Source organism: Micromonospora sp. BQ32, assembly GCF_059358895.1.
The window spans coordinates 158,223-178,766 of the sequence record NZ_JCADBI010000008.1 but is presented as its reverse complement, the minus strand read 5'-3'; the positions used below and the strand labels follow the sequence as shown (position 1 = coordinate 178,766).

Sequence of the window (20,544 nt, the reverse complement as noted above, 5' to 3'; positions counted from 1 at the left end):
CCCCATTCCGGCTTCGACCACCTGACCTGCACTTACGCTGAGTGAATGAGCGACTTCCGTCGGTACGCGGCCGAATTCCTCGGCACCCTGCTGCTGGTGTTCTTCGGAGTGGGCAGCGCGATCGCCGCACGGGTCCAGGGCGGCGTGGTGGTGGTGGCGTTGGCCTTCGGGTTCGTGATGGTGGCTCTGGTCTACACGATCGGCCCACTCTCCGGCAGCCACGTCAACCCAGCGGTGACGCTCGGTGTGCTGCTCTCCGGAAAGATCTCGGTGCTCGGGGCGGTGGCGTACTGGATCGCGCAGTTCGTCGGCGCGACCGTCGCGGCCTTCGTACTCTGGGCGCTCACCCGATGGGGTGACGTCGCGGACCAGACCGGCGCGCTGGGCACGAACGGGTACGGAGCGAACATCAACCGGGGCGGCGCCGCCGTGCTGGAGGTCGTGCTGACCTTCCTCTTCGTGCTGGTTGTGCTCGTGGTGACCAGTCGGAGCGAGAACCCGGGCACCGCCGGGCTGGCCATCGGGTTGGCCCTCGCCGTGACCCAACTCGTGGGCGTGACGCTGACCGGCGCGGCGGTCAACCCGGCCCGCGCGTTCGGCCCGGCGGTCTTCGAGGGCGGCGTGGCCCTACGGCAGCTCTGGGTGTTCATCGTCTTCCCGCTGCTCGGCGGGGCGCTCGCCGCACTGGTCGCACCACTGGTCATGGGGGCGCAGCGGCATTACTGGGGTGGCCACGAGAAGTCGGTGGGCACCCCGAAATAGCCCAGACGGCAATATCTTTCGCCTGGGGCCCTTCTCCGGCGAATATCTCCGTGGCAGCATCAGCGGATGCATCGCCGTCACTTTCCCCGGGCCCTCGCGCTGCTCGTGCTGGTCGCCACCGCGGCCACCGCCGGCGCGCCCGGTGCCACGGCCGAGTCGCCCACCGCCGCGACGACCCACCTGCGCGCCACCATCGACGCGATCCTCGCCGACACCCGGCTGACCGGCGCGCAGGCGTCGGTGGTCGTGGTCGACACCAGCACGGGACAGACCCTCTACGACCGCAACGGTGACCGCCGCCTGGTGCCGGCGTCCAACACCAAGCTGCTGACCTCGACCGCCGCCCTTGAGCTACTCGGCCCGGGGCACCGCTTCAGCACCGACGTACGGGCCAGCGGCAAGCGCCGTGCGGGCCTGCTCTCCGGCAACCTCTACCTGCGTGGCGGGGGTGACCCGACCATGCTCGCCGCCGACTACGACGCGCTCGCGGCGCAGGTCGCCGCCGACGGCGTGCGGGTGGTCACCGGAAACCTGGTCGCCGACGACACCCGCTACGACCGCACCCGACTCGGCCCCGACTGGACCTGGGACGACGAGCCCTACTACTACGCCGCCCAGGTCTCCGCGCTGACCGTCGCCCCGGACACCGACTACGACGCGGGCACCGTGATCGTGCACGCCGCACCGGCCGACCGGGCCGGTGCCCCGCCGGTGGTCACCACCACCCCAGCCACCGGGTACGTCCGCGTCGACAACCGCGCCCAGACGGTCAGCGACGGCGAGACCTCGATCTCGATCGAGCGCGAACACGGCGGCAACACCGTCGTGGTGACCGGTCAGATCGCGGTGGGCGACGAGCCCGCCAGCGACTGGGTCACCGTCTGGGAACCCACCGGTTACGCGGCCGACGTGTTCCGGGCGGCGCTGCACCGTCACGGCGTCCGGGTGCTCGGCCGGACCGTGCTCGGCCAGCCCACCCCGGAGGCGGCCCACCCGGTGGCGCGCCACGACTCGATGAGCCTGGGTGAGCTGATGACGCCATTCCTCAAGCTGTCCAACAACGGGCACGCCGAGGTGTTGACCAAGGAGATCGGTCGAGTGCTCTCCGGCTCGGGCACCTGGACGGCCGGACTCACCGCGATCAGCGAGTACGTCGCCGACACCGGAATGGACACCGGGAAACTGCGCCAGCGTGACGGCTCAGGGTTGTCCCGGCGCAACCTCGTCCCGGCGACGGAGTTCGTCGACCTGCTGAGCGCTGTCCGCGCCGAACCGTGGTTCGCGACCTGGTACGCGGCGCTGCCGATCGCCGGCCAGCCCGAGCGGTTCGTCGGCGGCACCCTGCGCAGCCGGATGGCCGGCACGCCGGCGGCGGGCAACGTGCACGCCAAGACCGGCAGCCTGACCGGTGTCTCCGGGCTCTCCGGCTACGTCACCAGCGCCGATGGTCGGCTGCTGGCGTTCTCCATCCTGCTGAACAACTACCTGACGGCGTCGGTGAAGTCACTGGAGGACCAGATCGCCGTGGCGCTGGCCGGCTTCCGCGAGGGCGGCGCGTCGACGGCACGGGTGGCACCGCCGGCGGTGCCGGAGACGCCGCGCACCCCGGAGGGCGTCGAGTGCTCCTGGGTCAAACCGATCACCTGCTGAGCGGCGGCCGGGAGGCGTCAACGCGCCTCCCGGCCCGGCGAGCGCTCAGGCCGGACGGTTCGGCGGGGGGACCACCGCCGTCGGGTCACCACGCTCAATGAGCGCGGCGATCTCAGCGGCCCGCAGCCCGCGCAGCGCCAGCACCCGGGTGCCCCAGCGGTGCAGGCGGCACGGGTGCGGGCTGGCATCGTTGCGGCAGACCACGCCCCCGGACCACCGCCGGGGGGCGTGTACCACCACCGCCCGTACGGCGAACTGGGTGTCCTCGCCCGTCACGTACGGCGGCAGGGGAATGTCGCGAAGAACCTCCCCGGACCCTTCACCGGTGCCGGACGAAGCGGCACGACGGACGCGGTGGGCGGTGCTGCTACTCATCTCCGCTGCCTCCACACTGGATGGTCGGATGGGGACAGCAGAAAGTTACGACGCGTTCGACAGTCGGCGACGGACAAACTGTCCCGCTGTCTGCGGGCGCTGCGATCGGTCAGTCAGTCAGCGCACCGTCACGGCCTGGAGGCCGACGTTGCCGCAGTGTGGTGTGAAGACCTTCTCGACGGTCCAGTTCAACAGCAGTCGGGCACCCTTCGGCAGCGTGAAACGGATGGTGAACTGGGCACTCTGACTGGTGTAGGGGTCTTCCAGTCGTGCGGTGCTGACCGGCCCGCCGGTGGACAGCCGCGCCTCCAGCCGCCCCCGAGCCATCCAGATGCCGCCGTAGAGCTGGACCGTGCGCGGCCCGCCGCTGCCGGCGATGGCGAGGTTGAACCCGTTCCCGGCACCGCAGGTGTAGACGCCGTTGGAGCTGCCGTTCGTCGACCGCTCCGGCGCGCCGTCGGACCAGCGCACGTACTCCTGGTTGCCGTCCCAGCCGACCCGCCTCCCGGTGCCACCCCCGTCGATGATCTCGCCGGAGCCGGAGCGCTTGCGGTTCGTCGACCTGCCGTCCCGCTCCCCCCAGTGCACCCAGTCCCGGGTGCCCACGGCGGTGAGGTCGACGGAGGCGGGCATCTCGGCTCGGCTCACCGACAGCGTCGGTGGACCCGGCTTGGCCGGGGGCGGGGCGGGCGCGCTGGCCGACGGCGTCGGGTCCGGTGAGGGCGGGCGTTGGCGCGGACGTAGGCCGGGCGTGGCCGGCCCCGCCTCGCCGGTGCGCCCGTCGGCGGCCGGGAGACCGGGGGAACGGGCGGCCCCGGCAGGCACGCCGCCCGGACCCGCCTGGTCGTCGTCCGGCTCCGGGCCGGATCGGGTGCTGAGGTACGAGATCAACACCACCAGGCAGGCGAGTACGGCGACTCCCTCCACCGCCCAGCGTCGCCGCTGTCGGGCTCGGCGCGACACGCTGCGGGTCACCCCGGCGGTAATGGCACGCGGACGGTGCCTCGGCGGCGCATCAGCAGCCCTTGAACCAGCCCGCGTGCGGTCTTCGTCCGCCACCGACCCCTCCAACTCCACCGCCCGGCCGTTCTGGACCGCCGCGGACCACACCGTCCACTGTGGGCCGTTTCACGTTTACACGGGCGTGGACGACACGCTAGATCCGGACTGCCGGACGTGTCCAGCCCACAATGGGACGCTGTCGGACAACCTGGCCCGCCTGGACGGACACTTCGGCAGACCACGAGCGCCCTTGGTGTCAACCGATCCGGAAGCCGAGCAACTGCGCGATGACCACGGCCTGCTCGACGTCGATGACGGCACCGGCCCGTTCGACGACCGTCGGGTCGAGCGCGGTGAGATCGCTGCCCCGCAGGTCGGCGCCACCGAGCCGAACGTGGTTCAGCTGCGCGCCGGAAAGATCGACACCGGTGACGGTAGCACCGGTGAGATTGGCCCTGGTGAGGTCCACCTCGCGCATACGCACCCCGGTCAGTCGCACGCCGCGCAGGTCGGCGCCGGGCAGCGCGGCGAAGGACCAGTCACCGCCGTCCACCGTCAACGGACGCAGATCGCACTCGCTGAAGGTGCTGCCGACCAGCTTGCAGCCGGTGAACTCGGCCTCGAAGAAGTTGCACCGCCGGAAGACGCAACGGGTGAAGGCGGAGTCGACGTGTCGGGAGGCGTTGAACGCCACGTTGCCGAACGTGCACCCGGTGAAGACCGCGCCTCTGCTCACCGCCTCGGTCAGGTCCACCCCGAAGAACTCGCAACCCACGAAGTGCCGGTCGGTCAGCTCCTCGCCGTACCAGTCCTCGTTGCGGTAGGTCACGTCCTCGATCAACTCCGGCATCCGGCCAGGCTAGTGGGCGCCGCCGACAGCCGGCGGCCGGCGTGGCCGGCACCGGGCCCCTTCCGGGGTCGGCGTACCGGCGAGTAGGTTCGGCGGCGTGAGTGTGGCTCGGAGCAAGGACCCGGATCAGATCGGTTTCGACCCGGCGCGGCTGGCGCGGATCGACGAGCACTTCGGTCGGTACGTCGACGACGGCCGGCTGGCCGGCTGGCAGGTGGTGGTCACCCGTCGCGGCGAGGTGGCGCACTCCTCGACGTACGGACTGCGCGACCGGGAGTCGGGCACGCCGGTCGAGGCCGACACGCTCTGGCGGATCTACTCGATGACCAAGCCGGTCACCTCGGTCGCGGCGATGATGCTGTGGGAGGAGGGCCGGTTCGAGCTGACCGACGAGATCGGCCGCTGGCTGCCCGAGTTCGCCGACCTGCGGGTCTACTCCAAGGGGTCGGTGCTCAAGCCGCACACGGTGCCGGCGGTCGAGCCGATCCGGGTGTGGCACCTGCTCACCCACACGGCCGGCCTGACGTACGGCTTCATACAGACCTCGGTGGTCGACGGGCTCTACCGGGCCGCCGGCTACGACCTGTACCCGCCGGCGGACGTCGACCTGGCCACCGCCTGCGCGGCCTTCGGCGAGCTTCCGCTGCTGTTCCAGCCCGGCTCGGCGTGGGGTTACTCCGTCGCCACCGACGTGCTCGGCCGGCTCGTCGAGGTGATCTCCGGGCAGAGTCTCGACGCGTTCTTCGCCGACCGGATCTTCGGCCCGCTGGGCATGACCGACACCCGCTGGTGGGTGGAGGGCGACGAGGCCGACCGACTGGCCGCGCTCTACGTACCGGAACCGCGCAGCGGCCGGGCGGTCCGCTACGACAGCCTCGGCAAGCTCGCGTTCAGCAAGCCCGCGCTGCTCTCCGGCGGTGGCGGCCTGATCTCCAGCGCCGCCGACTACCACCGATTCACGCAATTGCTGCTGCGCGGCGGCGAGCTGGACGGCGTCCGGCTACTCGGGCCGCGCACGGTGCGGTTCATGACCCGCAACCAGCTGCCCGGTGGTCAGGACCTGGGCACCCTCTCCACCGGCGGCTTCGCCGAGACCACCCTGGACGGGGTCGGCTTCGGCCTCGGCTTCGCGGTGGTCGACGACCCGATCCCCAGCCGGCTGCCGAGCAGCGTCGGCGAGTACTACTGGGGCGGGGTGGCCAGCACCGCGTTCTGGGTCGACCCGGCCGAGGAGATCACCGCGCTGCTGTTCACCCAGCTGATGCCGTCGAGCACCTACCCGCTCCGCTCCCAGCTACGCCAGCTCGTCTACGCCGCCCTGGTCGACTGACGGGATCGTCGTTCCGCCGACGGGCGGCCGGCCCAGTCCCTAGCCTGGGCTGGTGAGCACCATCGTCGTGTTTGGCGCGGGCGGCACCGCCGGGTCGCGGATCACCGCCGAGGCGGTCGACCGAGGGCACCGGGTGATCGCCGCCGTCCGCCGCCCGGAGGCCACCTCGTACCTGCCGGCCGGGGTACGGACGGTCACCGGCGACGCGACCAGTGAGCGGAGTGTCCGGGAGCTGGCGCCGGACGCCGACGCGCTGGTCGTGGCGATCGGCGGCGGCGAGCGCGAGCTGTGGCGGAACGCGGCGGAGAACCTGGTGACCACGCTGCGGGGGATGCCGGCCGCACCGCGGATCATCCACCTGGGCGGCGGGTCCACCCTGCTCACCCCGGGCGGCACCCGCATTCTCGACGAGCCGGACTTCCCGGCGGAGTACCGGGAGTCGGCGCTGGGCCAGGCTGACGCGCTGGACTACTACCGCACCGCCGCCGACGGGGTGAGCTGGACGTACGTCTCGCCACCCCCGCTGGAGTTCCACCCCGGTTCGCGCACCGGGCACTACCGCACCGGCACCGACCAGCCGGTCACCGATCGTCAGGGCCGCTCGGTGCTCACCTACGAGGACCTGGCGGTGGCGGTCATCGACGAGATCGAGCAGCCGCGACACCAGAACGCCCGCTTCACCGTTGCGTACTGACCGGAGTGCGGGCCAGCCGTGGTCAGTCGGCGAGGCGGGCCGGGAAGCCGCCGGTGGCGATCGGACCCCAGGCGTCGATGGTGACCCGGATCAGCGACTTGCCCTGACGCACCATCGCCGCCCGGTAGTCGTCCCAGTCCGGGTGCTCGCCGGAGATGCTGCGGAAGTACTCGACCAGCGGCTCCAGCGCCTCGGGCAGGTCCAGCACCTCGGCGGTGCCGTCGAGCTGCACCCACGGGCCGTTCCAGTCGTCGCTGAGCACGCAGGCCGAGACCCGGGGGTCACGGCGGATGTTGCTCACCTTGGCCCGCTCGGGGTAGGTGGAGACGACCAGCCGCCCCTGCCCGTCGACCCCGGCGGAGACCGGGGAGGACTGCGGGCGCCCGTCGGCCCGGGTGGTCATCAGCACGACGCGGTGTCGCGGCCGGAGGAAGTCGAGCAGGCCGTCCCGGTCGACCCGGGTGTTCCTTGCGATGCTGCGCGCCATCCCCCGTTCCTACCAGGGCGCCGGCCCCGCGGCGGCAGCGGGTCAGCGGGCCGCGGTGCGGTGCACCGCCTGGGTGGGCACCCGGGGGCGGCCGGACGGACGCCAGGCCCGACCGTTGGCGTAGATCACCCGAAAACCGAGGTACGACGCGAGTGGCGCCCAGTGGGCGGAGCCCATCCGTAGCTCGGCGGCGTTGTGTCGCTGGCCGTTGGCGAGCACGTCGAGGAGGACGGTTTCGAAGGCCGCCGATTCGACCCAGTCGACTTCTCGGGTGAAACCGCAGATCAGCGCGGCCCCGGTGACCTCCAGGAACTCGCGTAGCACCGCGTCCGAGGCGCGCAGCACCGAGCAGCTGCCGAAATAGAGTCGCCGCCCCTCGGCGCGGCCGGCCATCAGCTCGGCCACCTCGTTCAACTCCACGGACTGCCAGTCGGTGAGGCAGAGCCGGCTCGGCTCGCCGTGCATGGCGAAGAAGCCGACCCGGTGGTCGGCGTACTGCTTGAGCAGCCAGCGGTCCAGGAAGTAGAACAGCTCGTCGCGGGTGGCCGCGTCCTTGTGGATGAAGCGGATCTTGCCGAGCCGCTCCAGCAGCTCCAGGGTGGGCAGCACCGAGCCCCGCTCGTTGAGGTCACGGTGCCACTGACCCTCGACACAGAAGACGCCACCGCGTGCCACGCGCACCTCCGCCAGTCCACCGCCCGGGGCTGACGTTACCGGCCGCCATCGCCTCGGGAACATCACCCTGCGTGTGGCAGATTGCGACGTTCGGTGCGCTTGGCCGCAGGATGGCTGATCAGCCGGAAATGACTGTTTCGCAAATCAACCGAATTCCCAGCCAATACACAGGGACGGCGGATTGTGAGGACGATTCTCGTTAACTACCTCCAACGGCACTGATCAGTGCGAGGGTGGAAATCACGGGACTTCTCGGTCGATGTCCCGGAGCCACCCCATTCGCTCTCCTATCGGGAGGACTTCTGTGCGCGTAAACACCTTGAAGCGGGTAGCCGTCGCATTCGCCCTGGCACTGCCGGGGGCCGCAATCGCCACGGTGATCGCCGCACCGGCGGCGCACGCGGACGGCTGTTACACCTGGAACCGCACCCTGACCCAGGGGCGCTCCGGCGACGACGTCCGCCAGTTGCAGATCCGGGTCGCCGGGTGGGCCGGCTACCGGGACATCGTGGAGAACGACGGCCGCTACGGGCCGAAGACCGCCGCCGCGGTCAAGCGCTTCCAGCAGGCGTACGGGCTGCGCGCCGACGGCGTCGCCGGCCCACAGACCTTCGCCAAGCTGTACCAACTCCAGGACAACGACTGCACGCCCGCACACTTCAGCTACAACGAGCTGGACAACGGGTGCGGCGGGAGCGGATGGAGCGGCGGCCCACTGTCGGCGAACCAGACCAAGCAGAACGCGCTGCGCACCATGTGGAAGCTGGAGGCGCTGCGCAAGAGCCTCGGCGACAAACCGCTCAACGTGTCCAGCGGCTTCCGCAGTCACGCCTGCAACAACCAGGTCGGCGGCGCGTCCGACAGCCAACACCTGTACGGCAACGCGGCGGACGTGACCTCACGGACATCCTCGCTGTGCCAGGTCGCCCGCGGCGCCCGTAACAACGGCTTCAGTGGGATCTACGGGCCGGGCTACCCCGACCACGACGACCACGTGCACGTCGACTCGCGCCGGGAGAACAACAGCGACCGCAGCTCGAACACGACGAGCTGGGCCGCTCCGGACTGCGGGGTCGGCAACTGAGCCACCCGCTCAGAGCGACGTCGGCCCGACGCGGAGGGGGAATCTTCGCGCCGGGCCGACGTCATGTCGCCCCGGGTCTGGTGGGCGGAGGGGTAACGCGCTCAGCTCGCCCGGGGCCAGCGCGGCGCGGTGACGGGGGGAGTCACCGACCGGCCAGCAGCGGTGGGCCGTACGCCCTGGGGGACGACCCGCGCGGCCTGTTGCCGCGACGGCCCGGTCGCCGTGAACGGGAACGGCACGTGCACGAACGGATTGCCATGCCGGATCAACGCCTCGATCTGCCGCTCGTTGAGCCCGTGTGTCTCCAACACCCGTCGCCCCCAGCGGTGCAGCCGGCACGGGTAGGAGGCGCCGTCGTTACGGCACAGCGGCCCGGTGGGCCACTCCTCGGCGGTGTGCACGACCACCGCCCGGACCGCGAGCCGGACATCCTCCGGAGTCAGCGGTGCCGGCATTGGCACCTCACCCAGTACCTGATCGATGGGATCCGTCGACTGCTCACCAACTCGCACGGCAGGCCTCCCGCAGTTCGGCAGCGGTACGGCGGACCCACCGCACCGACATCCTCAGCCATGGGTACGGCGGGCACCCGACGAAAGTTCAATTCCCGTACCCGGTAAGCAGATCCTCCGCCGACAACACGCGGATGCCGTCGACAGCGGTGCCGCTGCGCGACACGGCGACGACAGGCACCGATTCGTCGGCACCGGGGAGCCGAGACCGGTGCAGGAGTAGCCGGCCCAGGTCATGCGCGTCAAAAGGCCGGCTCTCCTGCCACTTGACCGATCCGACGAAGCTGATGCTCTGAGCGACGGGCGCACGGTCGGCACCGACGATGTCGATCTCCGGATCATTGGTCCGGGTCCAGTAGCCGCCGATCGTCGCCGCCTCCGCCGGCAGATGGTCACTGGGCAGCCGGCGCAGCGCCTCCCGGACGACAGGTTCGATGGCCCGACCCCGCCAGGACGTCCACGACCGGTCGATCCGGTCCAGGGTCAGGTCGCCCCGTCCCCGCTCGATCTCGGAGAGGTGCGGCCCCAGAAAGGACAGCCAGAAGCGCAGGTACGGATCGGCCACCGCGTACCGGGTCTCCCGCGACGGCTTGGTCGACAGCGGAACGGCGACCTCCACGGCCCGTTTCTGAGTCAGCAGGCGCAGGGCGCGGTTGAGGGATGCCTGCGGCAGATCCCCCGCCGCGCGGGAGATCAGCGAGAAGGTTCGCTCACCGGAGCCGATGGCCCGCAGCACCAGACCCGCCTGGGACTGGGGCGGGAACTCCGCCGCCAGTGCGCGCTCGCCGCTGACCAGCAGGGCAGAGGTCGGATCCCGTACCGCGTCGGTCAGATACTCGTGGACGGATGCACCGGTCGGCCACTCGTCGAGGATCAGCGGCAAACCGCCGGACACCAGGTAGGCGTCGAACGCGTCGGCGGCGGACAGGCCGAGCATGTCGCTGACGTCGGCCGGGCTCAGCGGCGGAATGACCATCTCCGTGGCTCGCTGGTGGAACGGGCGGCCGTAGTCGTTGAGAGCTTCCATCATGGCCAGGTCCGATCCGACACAGATCAGCAGTACCGGTCGCCGGGAGAACTCGCGATCGAAGACCTTTTGCAGCGTCCCCTCGAAGCCCGGGTCACTCGCGATGAGGTACGGCATCTCGTCCAGGACGACGACGCTCGGCCGATCGGACGGCAGCGCGGCGGCGAGCAGGGTCAGCGCGGCGTCCCAGGTCTGTGGTTGCTGCTCTCGAAGGATCTGCGCGCCCGGCAGTGTCGAGGCGGCCGCCTCCTCCACGAAGAGGGCGAGCTCGGCTGCGACGGTCGGCTGCGCGGAGGCGGTGAAGAAGAGGTACGGCACCTCGGCCCGCTCCACGAATTCCTCGACCAGTCGGGACTTGCCTACCCGCCGGCGACCACGCATGAGCAGCGCCCGCCCCGGCCGACCAGCACGGCCGCCCCGTTGCACCCGAGAGAGCATGCCGCCCAGGAGGTGGAGTTCACGGTCCCGTCCGACAAAGCCGTCCACGACTACTCCTGACACTACCAACGATGGAACAACCAGAAATGAGTGTAACCTCATCCAGTTGGTGTCCCCGACCCATTCGGCCCGGCGAAACCACGCGTCAGACGAGGCCGGCGTCGTGCACGAGCAGGGCCACCTGGACCCGGTTGTTCAGCTCCAGCCGGGTCAGTAGCCGGGAGACATACGCCTTCACCGTCGCCACGCTCATGTACAGCTCCCCCGCGATCTCCGCGTTGGTGTGGCCCCGCCCCAGCGCGACCGCCACCTGCCGCTCCCGCTCGCTGAGCCCGGTGAGCAGCCGCAGCGCCCGTTCCCGGCGCGGGTCCGGACCGACCGGGGCGGGGGCGGCGGCGGTCACGTGGGCGATCAACGTCCGGGTCACCGTCGGGGAGAGCGTCGCCTCGCCGGCCGCGACCCGACGTACCGCGCGCACGATCTCCGCCGGTGGGGTGTCCTTGAGCAGGAAACCCGCCGCCCCGGCGCGGAGCGCCCGCAGCACCTGTTCGTCGGCGTCGAAGGTGGTCAGCACCAACACCTCCGGCGGGTGCGGTTGGGCACGCAGCGCCTCGGTGGCGGTCAGCCCGTCGACCCGGGGCATTCGGATGTCCATCAGCACCACGTCCGGGGCGTACGCGGCGACGGCCGCCGGCACCTCGCCACCGTCGGCCGCCTCGCCGACCACGGTCAGGTCCGGCAGACCGCCGAGGATCATCGAGAGCCCGGCCCGGACCAGCGCGTCGTCGTCCACGATCAGCACGCGCACCGGCGGCCCGGCTGCGCCGGCAGGGTCGGTCACGCCGGCCACGGCAACCAGGCAGCCAGCCGGAAGTCACCGCTGTCGTCCCGACCGTAGGCGAGCCGCCCGCCGGCCAGGGTGACCCGTTCGCTGATGCCGACCAGGCCGGTGCCGGCACCCGGTAGGGTGCCGCCGGCCGGTGCGCCGACCGGCCACCGGTTGCCGATCGCCACGGTCAGCCCGGTGCCCGGCCCGCCGGCCACGTCCACGGTGACGGCCGCGCCGGCCGCGTGCTTGCGGGCGTTGGTCAGCCCCTCCTGCACGATCCGGTACGCGGCCCGGCCCAGCGCCGCCGGCACCTCCCCCGGCCTGGCGACGCTGTCGCTGACGTTCACCCGCACCCCGGCCGACCGCGACTCGGCGATCAGGGCCGGCAGGTCGGCGAGGGTGGGCTGTGGCGGCTCCGGTGCGTCGCCGCCGCCCTCCTCGGCCCGGAGCACCCCGATCACCTCCCGCAGATCCTGCAGGGCGGCGTGCGCGCTACCCCGGATCACCCCGGCGGCCCGGGCCACCTCGTCGGCCGGCGCGTCCGGGCGGAACTCCAGCGCACCCGCGTGCAGGCTGAGCAGCGAGATCCGGTGGGCCAGCACGTCGTGCATCTCCCGGGCGATCCGGGTGCGTTCGAGGTGCCGGGCCTGGGTGACCCGCAGCTGCTGCTCCGCCTCGGCCCGCTCGGCCCGCTCCCGCAACGACACGATCAACTGTCGCCGGGCCCGGACGAACATCCCCCAGGCCAGCACGGCGAAGCTGAGCACCACGCCCCAGGACGCGGTGGCCCAGTACGACATGTGCGGATCCGGACGCACCCAACTGAAGACCATGTTGGTGACCAGGCCGACGCCGGTGACCGCGATCGCGATGGCCGTCCGTCGATGCACCACCACGGTGAAGTAGAAGATCAGCAGCGGGATGGCGGACGCCATCGAGAACAGGGTCAGCGGTGTCGTGGCCACGAGCAGCCCGAGCGGCCACCGTCGGCGCAGCCAGAGCAGCCCGCAGCAGACCAGACCGAGCAGCGCGTCCACGCCGGTCATCCAGTCGTGCGGCAGCGGGATCGCCATCGCCGGATCCGGCGACAGGGCGTCCGCGGTGACGAAGAGCACCCAGAGCAGGGAGAGCAGGAAGGCGACGCTGTCCACGATCCAGTCGCGGGTGGTGCGGCGCGGACGCGTACGCCCAACGTCAGCCGGCACCACCAGCTCCCCTGGCAGCAGCCAGGGATGCTCCGGGACGGCGATGCTGGTCACGCGCCCATGCTAGGCAGCATCGGGGTCCGGCAACCAGCTACCAAAGTCGAGACCCGCCGGTCGACCAAGGTCGACGCGGCACCGACCGGTGGCCGCAGCGGATGGCCGGTCGGCGCGGGCAGACTCGACGACATGATCACCGTGGAGAACCTCACCAAGCGATACGGGCCACACCCGGCCGTGGACGACGTGTCGTTCCAGTGCGAGCCGGGCACCGTCACCGGCTTCCTCGGCCCCAACGGCGCCGGCAAGTCGACGACCATGCGCATGATCTGCGGGCTGACCACGCCGACCGCCGGCCGGGCCACCGTCTCCGGGCACCCGTACCAGGAGCTGCCCAACCCGGGGCGGGAGGTCGGGGTGCTGCTGGACGCCTCCGCCCAGCACGCCGGACGCACCGGCCGCGAGGCGTTGACGCTGTCCGCGTACACCATGGGTCTGGACCGGCGTGAGGTCGACGCGAAGCTCGACCTGGTCGGGTTGAACACGGTGGCCGCGAAGCGTCGGGTACGGGCGTACTCGCTGGGTATGCGCCAACGGCTCGGGCTGGCCCACGCGCTGCTCGGCGACCCCCGGGTGTTGATCCTCGACGAGCCGGCCAACGGCCTGGACCCGGAGGGGATCTTCTGGATGCGCGGCCTGCTGCGCGACTTCGCTGACCGGGGCGGCACCGTGCTGCTCTCCTCCCACCTGCTGCGTGAGGTGGAGGCGGTCGCGGACCGGCTGGTGGTGATCGGGGGTGGCCGGATCGTGGCCCAGGGCGACAAGAACGAGCTGCTGGCCGGCGGCGGCACGGTGGTCCGCGCCCGCGACGGCGCGGCGCTGCGCCGGGCGCTGGAGGTGGCCAACCTGACCGCCGCCGACAGCTCGGAGGGGCTGCTCGTGCAGGCCGACGCCGAGGCGGTCGGCCAGGCCGCCGCCGATGCCGGCGTCGCGCTGGCCGAGCTGCGCCCCGCCAGCGGCGGCGGCCTCGAACAGCTCTTCCTCACCCTGACCGCCGGCGAATCGACCAAGGAGGCCGTTCGATGACCACCACCACCGCACCCCCCGCCGGCGCCGTCGCGCCCCGGCACCACACTCCGGTACGCCGACCGTCGCTGCTCCGGCTCACCCTCGTGGAGCTGCGCAAGCTCGTCGACACCCGGGCCGGTCGGTGGCTGCTGATCACCATCGGCCTCATCACCGCGGCGATCGTCGCCCTGCAACTGATCTACGCCAAGGACGCCGACCAGACCTTCCCCAACTTCTTCGTCCCCTCGCTGCTGCCGGTGTCGGTGCTGCTGCCGGTGCTGGGCATCCTGTCGATCACCAGCGAGTGGTCGCAGCGCACCGCCCTCACCACGTACGCCCTGGTGCCCCGGCGGGAGCGGGTCGTCGCCGCGAAGCTGATCGCCGTGATGCTCACCGCGCTCGCCTCGGTGCTGACCAGCCTGGCCGTGGCCGCCGCCGGAACGCTGGTGGCCTCCGCCACCGGCGGTGCGGGCACCTGGCAGCTCGACGGGTCGCTGATCCTGAACGCGGCGATCCTCCAGGTCACCAGCGTGTTGATGGGCGCCGCCTTCGGTCTGCTGCTGCTGAACCCGCCGCTGGCGATCGTCGGCTACCTGCTGCTGCCCACCCTGTGGGGGGTGCTCGGCGAGATGGTCAAGCCCCTGCGCGGTCCGTCCGAATGGCTGGACACCAGCAAGACGATGGAACCGTTGTTCAGCAGCGACGCCGTCACCGGCGAGCAGTGGGGGCGGATAGTGGTCTCCCTGCTGGTCTGGATGGTCCTTCCGCTGGCCGCTGGCCTGTTCCGGACGCTGCGCCGCGAGGTGTCCTGACCATGGACGTGGCCGGCTACCGATCGCGCACCGTGGTCACCGGCGGCCCGCTGGAGCTGGCGGTCCTGTGGGGTGGCTTCCCGTTGCTCGGCGCGGGCGCCGGATGGCTCCTCGCGGCGGCGACGGGTTGGCTCGCCCGGCTGCCCTGGGTGCCGTTCGGCGGCCTGATCGAGTGGCTGGACCGGCTGCCCGAGCCGCAGGTCACCGCCGGCACCATCACGGTGGGTGTCCTCGCCGGCCTGGTCATCGCCGGGATCGGCACCGCCGAACGGCTGATCGTCACCGTCGACGCGGCGCAGGTCGGGCTGCGCCGCTCCGACGAGAACCGAACCATCGCCCGGGTCGACACCCGGGTGGTCTTCCTCGCCGACAAGCACCTGGTGCTGCTCGACGCCGACGGCGCGGAACTGGTCCGGGAGTCGACGGACCTGCCGGCCGGGCAACTGGCGGCGGCGTTCCGGGAGCACGGCTGGGGTTGGGCGGACGACGACCCGCACCGGTCGGCGTACCGGCTGTGGGTACCGGACCTGCCCGGGTTGCCCGCCGGCGCGGACGCGCTGCTGCGCGCCCGGGAACGGGCGATCGAGCGGGACCGGCGCGACGACGCCCGGGAGTTGCGCCGCGAGCTGGGCCAGATCGGGGTGGTGCTGCGCGACGAGGGCAAGCGGCAGTACTGGCGGTTGACCGGTCGAGCCCTCGTCGCAGGGCCGGAGCAGCCGACTTCGGCCGAGCGGGAGGCGGACGGGCGGTAGCGTCTGTCCCAGCAGACCCTGGGAGCCGCGCGATGACCGAACAGCAGCCGTACCGGGTGGTGTCCCGACACCCCGGCTTCGAGCTGCGTCGGTACCCCGCCCACCTGGTGGCCGAGATGCAGATCCAGGCGTCGTTCACCCGGGCGCCGATCGAGGCGTTCCGGCCGCTGGCCGCGTACATCGGTGGCGCCAATCGGGCCCGGCACCCGATCGGTTCGGCGGCACCCACGATGGCGGCGGCCGGCTCGGAGAAGATCGCGATGACCGTGCCGGTGGTGCAGATCGAGGGCGAGTGGCCGGGCGCGTACCTGATCCAGTTCGTGATGCCGGCCACCTTCACCACCGCCACCCTGCCCGAGCCGGTGGATCCGCGGGTGCGGATCCATGCGGTTCCGGCCCGGTTGGCGGCGGCGATGCGGTTCTCCGGACGGTGGACGGAGCAGGCGTTCAGCCAGCGGGCCACCATGCTCGGTCGGTCGGTGACCGCCGCCGGGCTGCAACCGACCGGCGCCATCCGCTACGCGCGCTTCGACTTGCCGTGGAAGCCGTGGTTTCTGCGCCGCAACGAGGTCGTGCTGCCGGTCGTCGAGTGAGCTACCTGAGCTGCCGACGGTCCTCGACGCTCGGCCGCGCCAGCAGCACGGCCATGCCGAGCCCGGCGATCAGCCCGACCAGGGAGACCAACAGGTCGGAGTCGGCGGCGTTGATCGGGCTGTTGCCGGCCAGCTCGGTGAACGTCGGGCCGATCGGCATCATGATCATCATGGGCACGGCCGTGGCCACCAGGAACACCACCGGGCCCACCAGCGCGATGAGCGCGGCCAGGGCGTGGTGCCGCCAGATCGGCCGGCCGCCCGGCCAGTCCCAGGCCAGCAGGGTGACCCCGGTGAGCAGCACCGCTCCGAGGGCGACCTCCGGCAGGAGTCGTGTGCCGGGCGCCACGGTACGGACCAGCCCGACGCCGAGCAGGGCCACCACGGTGAGGCCGGCCGCCAGCCCGAGGCGAGCCTGGGTCCAGGCCGGAGCCGCCGCCAGCGCGGCGCCGACGGCCAGAACCACCAGCAGCGCCGCGGTGGCCAAGGCACCCTGGTTCAGCTCCGGCTCCCGGTCGGTCGGAGACTCCATTCCGGCCGCCACCAGCGTCAGCACCCCGGCCACGCAGGCCGCGCCGGTCAGCACCCGCCGGTCGGCGGCCGACGGCGTGCCGCGCTCCCCTGTCGACTGCGTGTCGGAGTCCCACGCTGGCGGTGTGGCCCGTTCCCACCACAGCAGAATCGCCGCGACCACGCCGAGCACGGCGCAACCGCTGACGGCGAGCAGCACCGTCGCGTCGGAGCCAATCGGGTCGGCCCGGTCGATCGCCACGTCGGCGGCGACCCAGCAGCCGCCCAGCACCACCGCCGGACCGCCCCACCGCACCTGCCCCCGGCCGGCCAGCAGCAGCCCGAGCGGCACCGCCATGATCGCCATGAACCGCAGATCGCGCGCCCAGTAGGCGTTGTTGCCCGGCAGGCTCTCCGACCACGGGCCGATCGGCTCGGTCAGCGGTTGCCACGTGGTCATGCCGTACGCCCAGAGCGCGACGGCGGCGGCGGAGAGGAGCAGCCCGACCGGGCGCGCGGATCGCATCCGTGGACGGTAGCGGCCCGGCCGCCCTCCTGGGAGGCGCGGTCATCCGACGAGGCCGACCGGTGACCGGGCGGGACGGTGACGCAGCAGCCGCCAGGTCGGCAGCACACTGGACAGCACCGCGAGCAGCAGGCACAGCCCCACCACCCCGGCGACCACCGACCACGGCACCACCAGGTCGACGGGGGCACCGACCTGCTCGGCGAGGCCGGCACTGATGCTCAGCAGACCGACGAACGCGACCGCCCCGCCCAACAGCGCGCCGATCAGGACCACCAGGGCGGACTCCGCCGTGACCAGCCAGATGACCTGTCGGCGGGTCGCCCCGGCCATCCGGATCAGCCGCAGGTCCGCGGCCCGCCCGGCGGCAGCCAGCAGCAGCGTGTTGGCCACCGCGATGGCCCCGTAGCCGGCGGACACCCCGATCAGCAGCAGGGTGAAGAGCCAGACGAGGCGATCCTCGGCGGCGTCCGCCTCGGCCGCCCAGGCCGGGACGTCGAGGATCCGCGCGCCGACGGGCGGATCGATTCGCTCCCGGACGTACACGGTGGACGTCAGCGCCGACGGGTCGTGGGCGCGCACCACGGCCCGGGGCACGAGCAGGTCGCCGGGGATCGAGGTGTCGGTGACCACGGCGACGACGCGCAACGACACCGACGTCCCGTCGGCGAAGACCACCGGGTACGGCTCGGACGGCAGCCGGTTCACCGAGGCGGTGACCACCACCGTGTCGTCGCCCGTGAGGTCGTCCAGCGAGCCGGCGACGACGGTGAGCACCCGATTCGCGGCGGCGAAGCCCTCCGGATCCACGCCCAGCGCGGTCATCGGCCGGTTCCGCGGCGACACTCCGGGGTCGGTGCGGTAGACGGTGGTCGGCAGGAGGGCGGTGCCACCGGTCGCGGCGACGGCTCGGTCGGAGAGGCCGGGCGCGCGGTCCGGCACGACGATCCAGCCGGCGTTCACGTTGTCCGCCCGACCGGCCGCGTACGCGGCGGTGGTGGTCCGCACCATCCCGGACACCAGCACCGCGAACGCGACAGTGAGCAGCACCGGCGCGGCGATGGCGGCGGTCCGCCGGGTCGCGGTCGACGCCCCGCCCCGGACCAGCATCCCGATCGCGCCACCGGGCCGACGCACCGGAGAGCGCAGCAGTCGCACCAGCGGCCCGACCACCACCGGGGCGAGCACGGTGGCACCGGCCACCAGCGCCATCACCGCGTAGAGCGCGTACTGCGCCCCCACCCGAGCCTCGTCGGCGGTCGCCGTGCCAACACTGAGCGCGCCCCCCGCCGCCAGGAGCAGCGCCCCGGTGACGGCCCGCAGCCGCCCGATCGGCCGCTGTTCCACCGCGGCCTCGCGTAACGCCTCCAACGGGCGGAACCGCGCCGCTCGGCGGGACGCCGACCAGACGGCCAGCAACGCGATCACCGGCCCGGCGGCGAGTGAGACCGCGACCGGCCAGAGTTCGTAGCGGACCCGGAAGGTCGATGGTTCGTAGCCGAAATCGACGAGCAGCCGACCCAGCAGCGGGGCGAGCGCCGCGCCCACCAGCAGACCGACGAGCCCCGCCGAGACGCCGACGGTGAGGGCCTCCGCGTACACCATGCGGCGGACCTGGCGTCCGGTGGCGCCGACGGCGCGCAGCAGGCCCAGCTCACGGCGGCGCTGCGCGATGGTGAACGCGAAGGTCGAGGCGACCACGAACACCGTGACGAAACCGGCGAGGGCCGCCGTGGCGGTGAGTACCTGCATACCGATCCAACGGGTACGGGCGTCGCCGCGCGGCTCCAGCGCACCCCGGGCGTCACCGGTCAGCACCTGTCCGTCGCCGCCGACGACTCCGCGAGCCGCCGTGGCGACCCGCTCGGGATCGGCCCCGGGCGTGAGCACCAGCCCGATGGCCCGGACGCCGGGCGCGAGTGCGGCGGCGACCTCGTCCGCGACATGGACGCCGGGCCCGTCGACCAGACCCGTGACGGTGTACGGCTCCGGGCCCACGGCGGTCAGCAGGGTGACCGGTGCGCCGGCGCGCAGCCCGAGCGCGCGATCGACGACCACCTCGCCGGGCCGCCGGGGCGGCTCGCCCGCCGTGAGACGCAGTCTGCCCAGTTGGGCGCTGGACCAGCCGTGCCCCTGGTAGGCGTCCTCCCGCCCGGTGTCGGCGGCCGAGGGTCGGCCGTCGACGAGCGGCTGAGCGTAGAAGGTCCGGTCCGGCACCGCCGCCACGACGTCCGGCAGACCGGCCAGCCTGCCGACGAGATCCGCCGCCGCGCTGGCCGACCAGGGCCGGGTCGGCACGAACTCGTCGGCGGACGCACCCGCCTCGGGGCTCTGCACCACGACCGCCGCCCGCGTCAGCCGGTCCGGCACCTGCGGACGCCCGGACGCGAGCAGCAGGGTGGCCGCCGCGACCAGCGTGACCCCGATGGCGACGGCCACGAAGGCGCTGGCCGACCGCCGGACGCTCAGCACGAGGACTCCGCGACGGTTTCCCGCTCGGCGATCCGCGCGGCGACGACAGCGGCGGTGATCGGGCCGGTCAGCTCGTCGACGACCCGGCCGTCGGCCAGCAGAAGGACCCGATCGGCGTACGCGGCGGCGGCGGGATCGTGGGTCACCATCACCACGGTCTGCCCGTGCTCGTCGACGAGCGCCCGCAGCAGCCGGAGCACCTGCCGGGAGGACGCGCTGTCCAACGCCCCGGTCGGCTCGTCGGCGAAGACCACCGCCGGACGGCTGATCAACGCTCGGGCCACGGCGACGCGTTGCTGCTCGCCGCCGGACAGCTCACTCGGCCGGTGCCCGGCCCGGTCGGCGAGTCCGACGGCGTCGAGGGCGGCGGCGACGTCCCGGGCCGGCCGACGGCGGCGGGCCAGGCGCGACGGCAACTCGACGTTCTGCGCGGCGGTCAGCGTGGACACGAGGTTGAACGCCTGGAACACGAAGCCGATCCGGTCCCGCCGCAGCCGGGTCAGCTCGTCCTCGCCGAGGTCGTTGAGGCGGGTGCCGTCGATCGTGACGATCCCCTCGGTCGGACGGTCCAGCCCCGCCGCGCAGTGCAGCAGGGTGGACTTCCCGGAGCCCGAGGGGCCCATCACCGCCGTGAACGTGCCGCTCGCGAAGCTGGTGGTCACGCCGTCGAGCGCCGTCACCCGCCGGGTTCCGGTGCCGTACACCGCGCGCAGCCCCGTCAGGGTCACCGTGTGTGTGGTCATGACCGTTACGGTCCCGAATACGGGGATACGGCGCGTCGGGCCGGAGCGGGCACTTTCCGGCCCTCCCCCGGGTGGAGTCCGAGGCCCGCAGGCGCCGGTACGTCGTCCTGCGGGATGACCACCCGCAGGCGGACGCGGCCGGCCCAGCCGG

21 protein-coding genes are annotated in these 20,544 nt (G+C 72.4%); 9 read left to right on the top strand and 12 right to left on the bottom strand.

Annotated elements, in window-relative coordinates; translation table 11 throughout:
- Positions 1 to 45 precede the first annotated feature (45 nt).
- Together AC5L30_RS17650 and dacB are read left to right on the top strand one after the other, a co-directional pair.
- On the top strand, positions 46 to 762 hold the full coding sequence (locus tag AC5L30_RS17650) for an MIP/aquaporin family protein (RefSeq protein WP_494868488.1): 717 nt from the start codon (positions 46 to 48) through the stop codon (positions 760 to 762).
- A 66-nt stretch (positions 763 to 828) separates the two neighbouring features.
- Positions 829 to 2,412: a D-alanyl-D-alanine carboxypeptidase/D-alanyl-D-alanine endopeptidase gene (dacB, locus tag AC5L30_RS17645; protein WP_494868487.1), complete on the top strand. Its 1,584-nt coding sequence runs from the start codon at positions 829 to 831 to the stop codon at positions 2,410 to 2,412.
- Positions 2,413 to 2,457: 45 nt separating this feature from the next.
- On the opposite strand, the gene AC5L30_RS17640 is transcribed toward dacB, so the two are convergent.
- From AC5L30_RS17640 to AC5L30_RS17630, 3 genes are all read right to left on the bottom strand, one after another.
- Positions 2,458 to 2,787 (bottom strand): hypothetical protein, encoded by a 330-nt coding sequence (locus tag AC5L30_RS17640; RefSeq protein WP_494868486.1) that lies wholly within the window; start codon positions 2,785 to 2,787, stop codon positions 2,458 to 2,460.
- 117 nt (positions 2,788 to 2,904) lie between these two features.
- Complete coding sequence (locus AC5L30_RS17635) at positions 2,905 to 3,750, bottom strand: hypothetical protein (protein WP_494868484.1); 846 nt, start codon at positions 3,748 to 3,750, stop codon at positions 2,905 to 2,907.
- Between the two features lie 295 nt (positions 3,751 to 4,045).
- On the bottom strand, positions 4,046 to 4,639 hold the full coding sequence (locus AC5L30_RS17630) for a pentapeptide repeat-containing protein (RefSeq protein WP_494868483.1): 594 nt from the start codon (positions 4,637 to 4,639) through the stop codon (positions 4,046 to 4,048).
- Between the two features lie 97 nt (positions 4,640 to 4,736).
- On the opposite strand from AC5L30_RS17630, the gene AC5L30_RS17625 reads away from it, so the two are divergent.
- Complete coding sequence (locus AC5L30_RS17625; protein WP_494868482.1) at positions 4,737 to 5,969, top strand: serine hydrolase domain-containing protein; 1,233 nt, start codon at positions 4,737 to 4,739, stop codon at positions 5,967 to 5,969.
- A gap of 52 nt (positions 5,970 to 6,021) precedes the next feature.
- A complete protein-coding gene (locus AC5L30_RS17620) occupies positions 6,022 to 6,663 on the top strand; it encodes an NAD(P)-dependent oxidoreductase (RefSeq protein ID WP_494868481.1) in 642 nt (213 codons plus the stop codon).
- Between the two features lie 22 nt (positions 6,664 to 6,685).
- Here AC5L30_RS17620 and AC5L30_RS17615 read toward each other — a convergent pair whose 3' ends face one another.
- On the bottom strand, positions 6,686 to 7,150 hold the full coding sequence (locus AC5L30_RS17615) for a PPOX class F420-dependent oxidoreductase (protein ID WP_494868479.1): 465 nt from the start codon (positions 7,148 to 7,150) through the stop codon (positions 6,686 to 6,688).
- Positions 7,151 to 7,192: 42 nt separating this feature from the next.
- Positions 7,193 to 7,825 (bottom strand): DUF6642 family protein, encoded by a 633-nt coding sequence (locus AC5L30_RS17610; protein WP_494868600.1) that lies wholly within the window; start codon positions 7,823 to 7,825, stop codon positions 7,193 to 7,195.
- 304 nt (positions 7,826 to 8,129) lie between these two features.
- Here AC5L30_RS17610 and AC5L30_RS17605 point away from each other — a divergent pair, with 304 nt between their 5' ends.
- On the top strand, positions 8,130 to 8,909 hold the full coding sequence (locus AC5L30_RS17605; protein ID WP_494868478.1) for a D-Ala-D-Ala carboxypeptidase family metallohydrolase: 780 nt from the start codon (positions 8,130 to 8,132) through the stop codon (positions 8,907 to 8,909).
- 101 nt (positions 8,910 to 9,010) lie between these two features.
- Here the strand turns inward: AC5L30_RS17605 and AC5L30_RS17600 are convergent, their stop codons facing one another.
- From AC5L30_RS17600 to AC5L30_RS17585, 4 genes are all read right to left on the bottom strand, one after another.
- Complete coding sequence (locus tag AC5L30_RS17600; protein WP_274525072.1) at positions 9,011 to 9,364, bottom strand: hypothetical protein; 354 nt, start codon at positions 9,362 to 9,364, stop codon at positions 9,011 to 9,013.
- Between the two features lie 145 nt (positions 9,365 to 9,509).
- Positions 9,510 to 10,934 (bottom strand): ATP-binding protein, encoded by a 1,425-nt coding sequence (locus AC5L30_RS17595; protein WP_494868476.1) that lies wholly within the window; start codon positions 10,932 to 10,934, stop codon positions 9,510 to 9,512.
- Positions 10,935 to 11,031: 97 nt separating this feature from the next.
- The gene (locus tag AC5L30_RS17590; protein ID WP_494868599.1) at positions 11,032 to 11,745 is read right to left on the bottom strand and encodes a response regulator; all 714 of its coding nucleotides are present in this window, start codon (positions 11,743 to 11,745) and stop codon (positions 11,032 to 11,034) included.
- The gene (locus AC5L30_RS17585) at positions 11,724 to 12,974 is read right to left on the bottom strand and encodes a sensor histidine kinase (RefSeq protein ID WP_494868474.1); all 1,251 of its coding nucleotides are present in this window, start codon (positions 12,972 to 12,974) and stop codon (positions 11,724 to 11,726) included. Before AC5L30_RS17585 ends, AC5L30_RS17590 begins: the two co-directional genes overlap by 22 nt.
- A 132-nt stretch (positions 12,975 to 13,106) precedes the next feature.
- On the opposite strand from AC5L30_RS17585, the gene AC5L30_RS17580 reads away from it, so the two are divergent.
- The 4 genes from AC5L30_RS17580 to AC5L30_RS17565 are packed head-to-tail and all read left to right on the top strand — an operon-like array spanning position 13,107 to position 16,142.
- Positions 13,107 to 14,003: an ABC transporter ATP-binding protein gene (locus AC5L30_RS17580; protein ID WP_494868472.1), complete on the top strand. Its 897-nt coding sequence runs from the start codon at positions 13,107 to 13,109 to the stop codon at positions 14,001 to 14,003.
- The gene (locus AC5L30_RS17575; RefSeq protein ID WP_494868471.1) at positions 14,000 to 14,797 is read left to right on the top strand and encodes an ABC transporter permease; all 798 of its coding nucleotides are present in this window, start codon (positions 14,000 to 14,002) and stop codon (positions 14,795 to 14,797) included. Before AC5L30_RS17580 ends, AC5L30_RS17575 begins: the two co-directional genes overlap by 4 nt.
- Positions 14,798 to 14,799: 2 nt before the next feature.
- On the top strand, positions 14,800 to 15,549 hold the full coding sequence (locus AC5L30_RS17570) for a YqeB family protein (RefSeq protein WP_494868470.1): 750 nt from the start codon (positions 14,800 to 14,802) through the stop codon (positions 15,547 to 15,549).
- Positions 15,550 to 15,581: 32 nt separating this feature from the next.
- Positions 15,582 to 16,142: an SOUL family heme-binding protein gene (locus AC5L30_RS17565; RefSeq protein ID WP_494868469.1), complete on the top strand. Its 561-nt coding sequence runs from the start codon at positions 15,582 to 15,584 to the stop codon at positions 16,140 to 16,142.
- Between the two features lies 1 nt (position 16,143).
- Here AC5L30_RS17565 and AC5L30_RS17560 read toward each other — a convergent pair whose 3' ends face one another.
- Genes AC5L30_RS17560 through AC5L30_RS17550 form a run of 3 tightly spaced genes read right to left on the bottom strand, consistent with a single transcriptional unit; the run spans position 16,144 to position 20,393 of the window.
- Complete coding sequence (locus tag AC5L30_RS17560; protein WP_494868467.1) at positions 16,144 to 17,178, bottom strand: hypothetical protein; 1,035 nt, start codon at positions 17,176 to 17,178, stop codon at positions 16,144 to 16,146.
- A 42-nt stretch (positions 17,179 to 17,220) separates the two neighbouring features.
- Entirely contained in the window at positions 17,221 to 19,650 is a 2,430-nt protein-coding gene (locus AC5L30_RS17555) for an ABC transporter permease (protein WP_494868466.1), read from the bottom strand.
- On the bottom strand, positions 19,644 to 20,393 hold the full coding sequence (locus tag AC5L30_RS17550; RefSeq protein ID WP_494868465.1) for an ABC transporter ATP-binding protein: 750 nt from the start codon (positions 20,391 to 20,393) through the stop codon (positions 19,644 to 19,646). The genes AC5L30_RS17555 and AC5L30_RS17550 overlap by 7 nt, the downstream gene beginning before the upstream one ends.
- Between the last annotated feature and the right edge of the window lie 151 nt (positions 20,394 to 20,544).

Coding starts and splice junctions, on each gene's coding strand:
- AC5L30_RS17615 (WP_494868479.1), bottom strand. CDS start 7,150: ATGGCGCGCAGCATCGCAAGGAACACCCGGGTCGACCGGGACGGCCTG.
- AC5L30_RS17580 (WP_494868472.1), top strand. CDS start 13,107: ATGATCACCGTGGAGAACCTCACCAAGCGATACGGGCCACACCCGGCC.
- AC5L30_RS17560 (WP_494868467.1), bottom strand. CDS start 17,178: ATGCGATCCGCGCGCCCGGTCGGGCTGCTCCTCTCCGCCGCCGCCGTC.
- AC5L30_RS17630 (WP_494868483.1), bottom strand. CDS start 4,639: ATGCCGGAGTTGATCGAGGACGTGACCTACCGCAACGAGGACTGGTAC.
- AC5L30_RS17575 (WP_494868471.1), top strand. CDS start 14,000: ATGACCACCACCACCGCACCCCCCGCCGGCGCCGTCGCGCCCCGGCAC.
- dacB (WP_494868487.1), top strand. CDS start 829: ATGCATCGCCGTCACTTTCCCCGGGCCCTCGCGCTGCTCGTGCTGGTC.
- AC5L30_RS17640 (WP_494868486.1), bottom strand. CDS start 2,787: ATGAGTAGCAGCACCGCCCACCGCGTCCGTCGTGCCGCTTCGTCCGGC.
- AC5L30_RS17600 (WP_274525072.1), bottom strand. CDS start 9,364: ATGCCGGCACCGCTGACTCCGGAGGATGTCCGGCTCGCGGTCCGGGCG.
- AC5L30_RS17565 (WP_494868469.1), top strand. CDS start 15,582: ATGACCGAACAGCAGCCGTACCGGGTGGTGTCCCGACACCCCGGCTTC.
- AC5L30_RS17550 (WP_494868465.1), bottom strand. CDS start 20,393: ATGACCACACACACGGTGACCCTGACGGGGCTGCGCGCGGTGTACGGC.
- AC5L30_RS17650 (WP_494868488.1), top strand. CDS start 46: ATGAGCGACTTCCGTCGGTACGCGGCCGAATTCCTCGGCACCCTGCTG.
- AC5L30_RS17570 (WP_494868470.1), top strand. CDS start 14,800: ATGGACGTGGCCGGCTACCGATCGCGCACCGTGGTCACCGGCGGCCCG.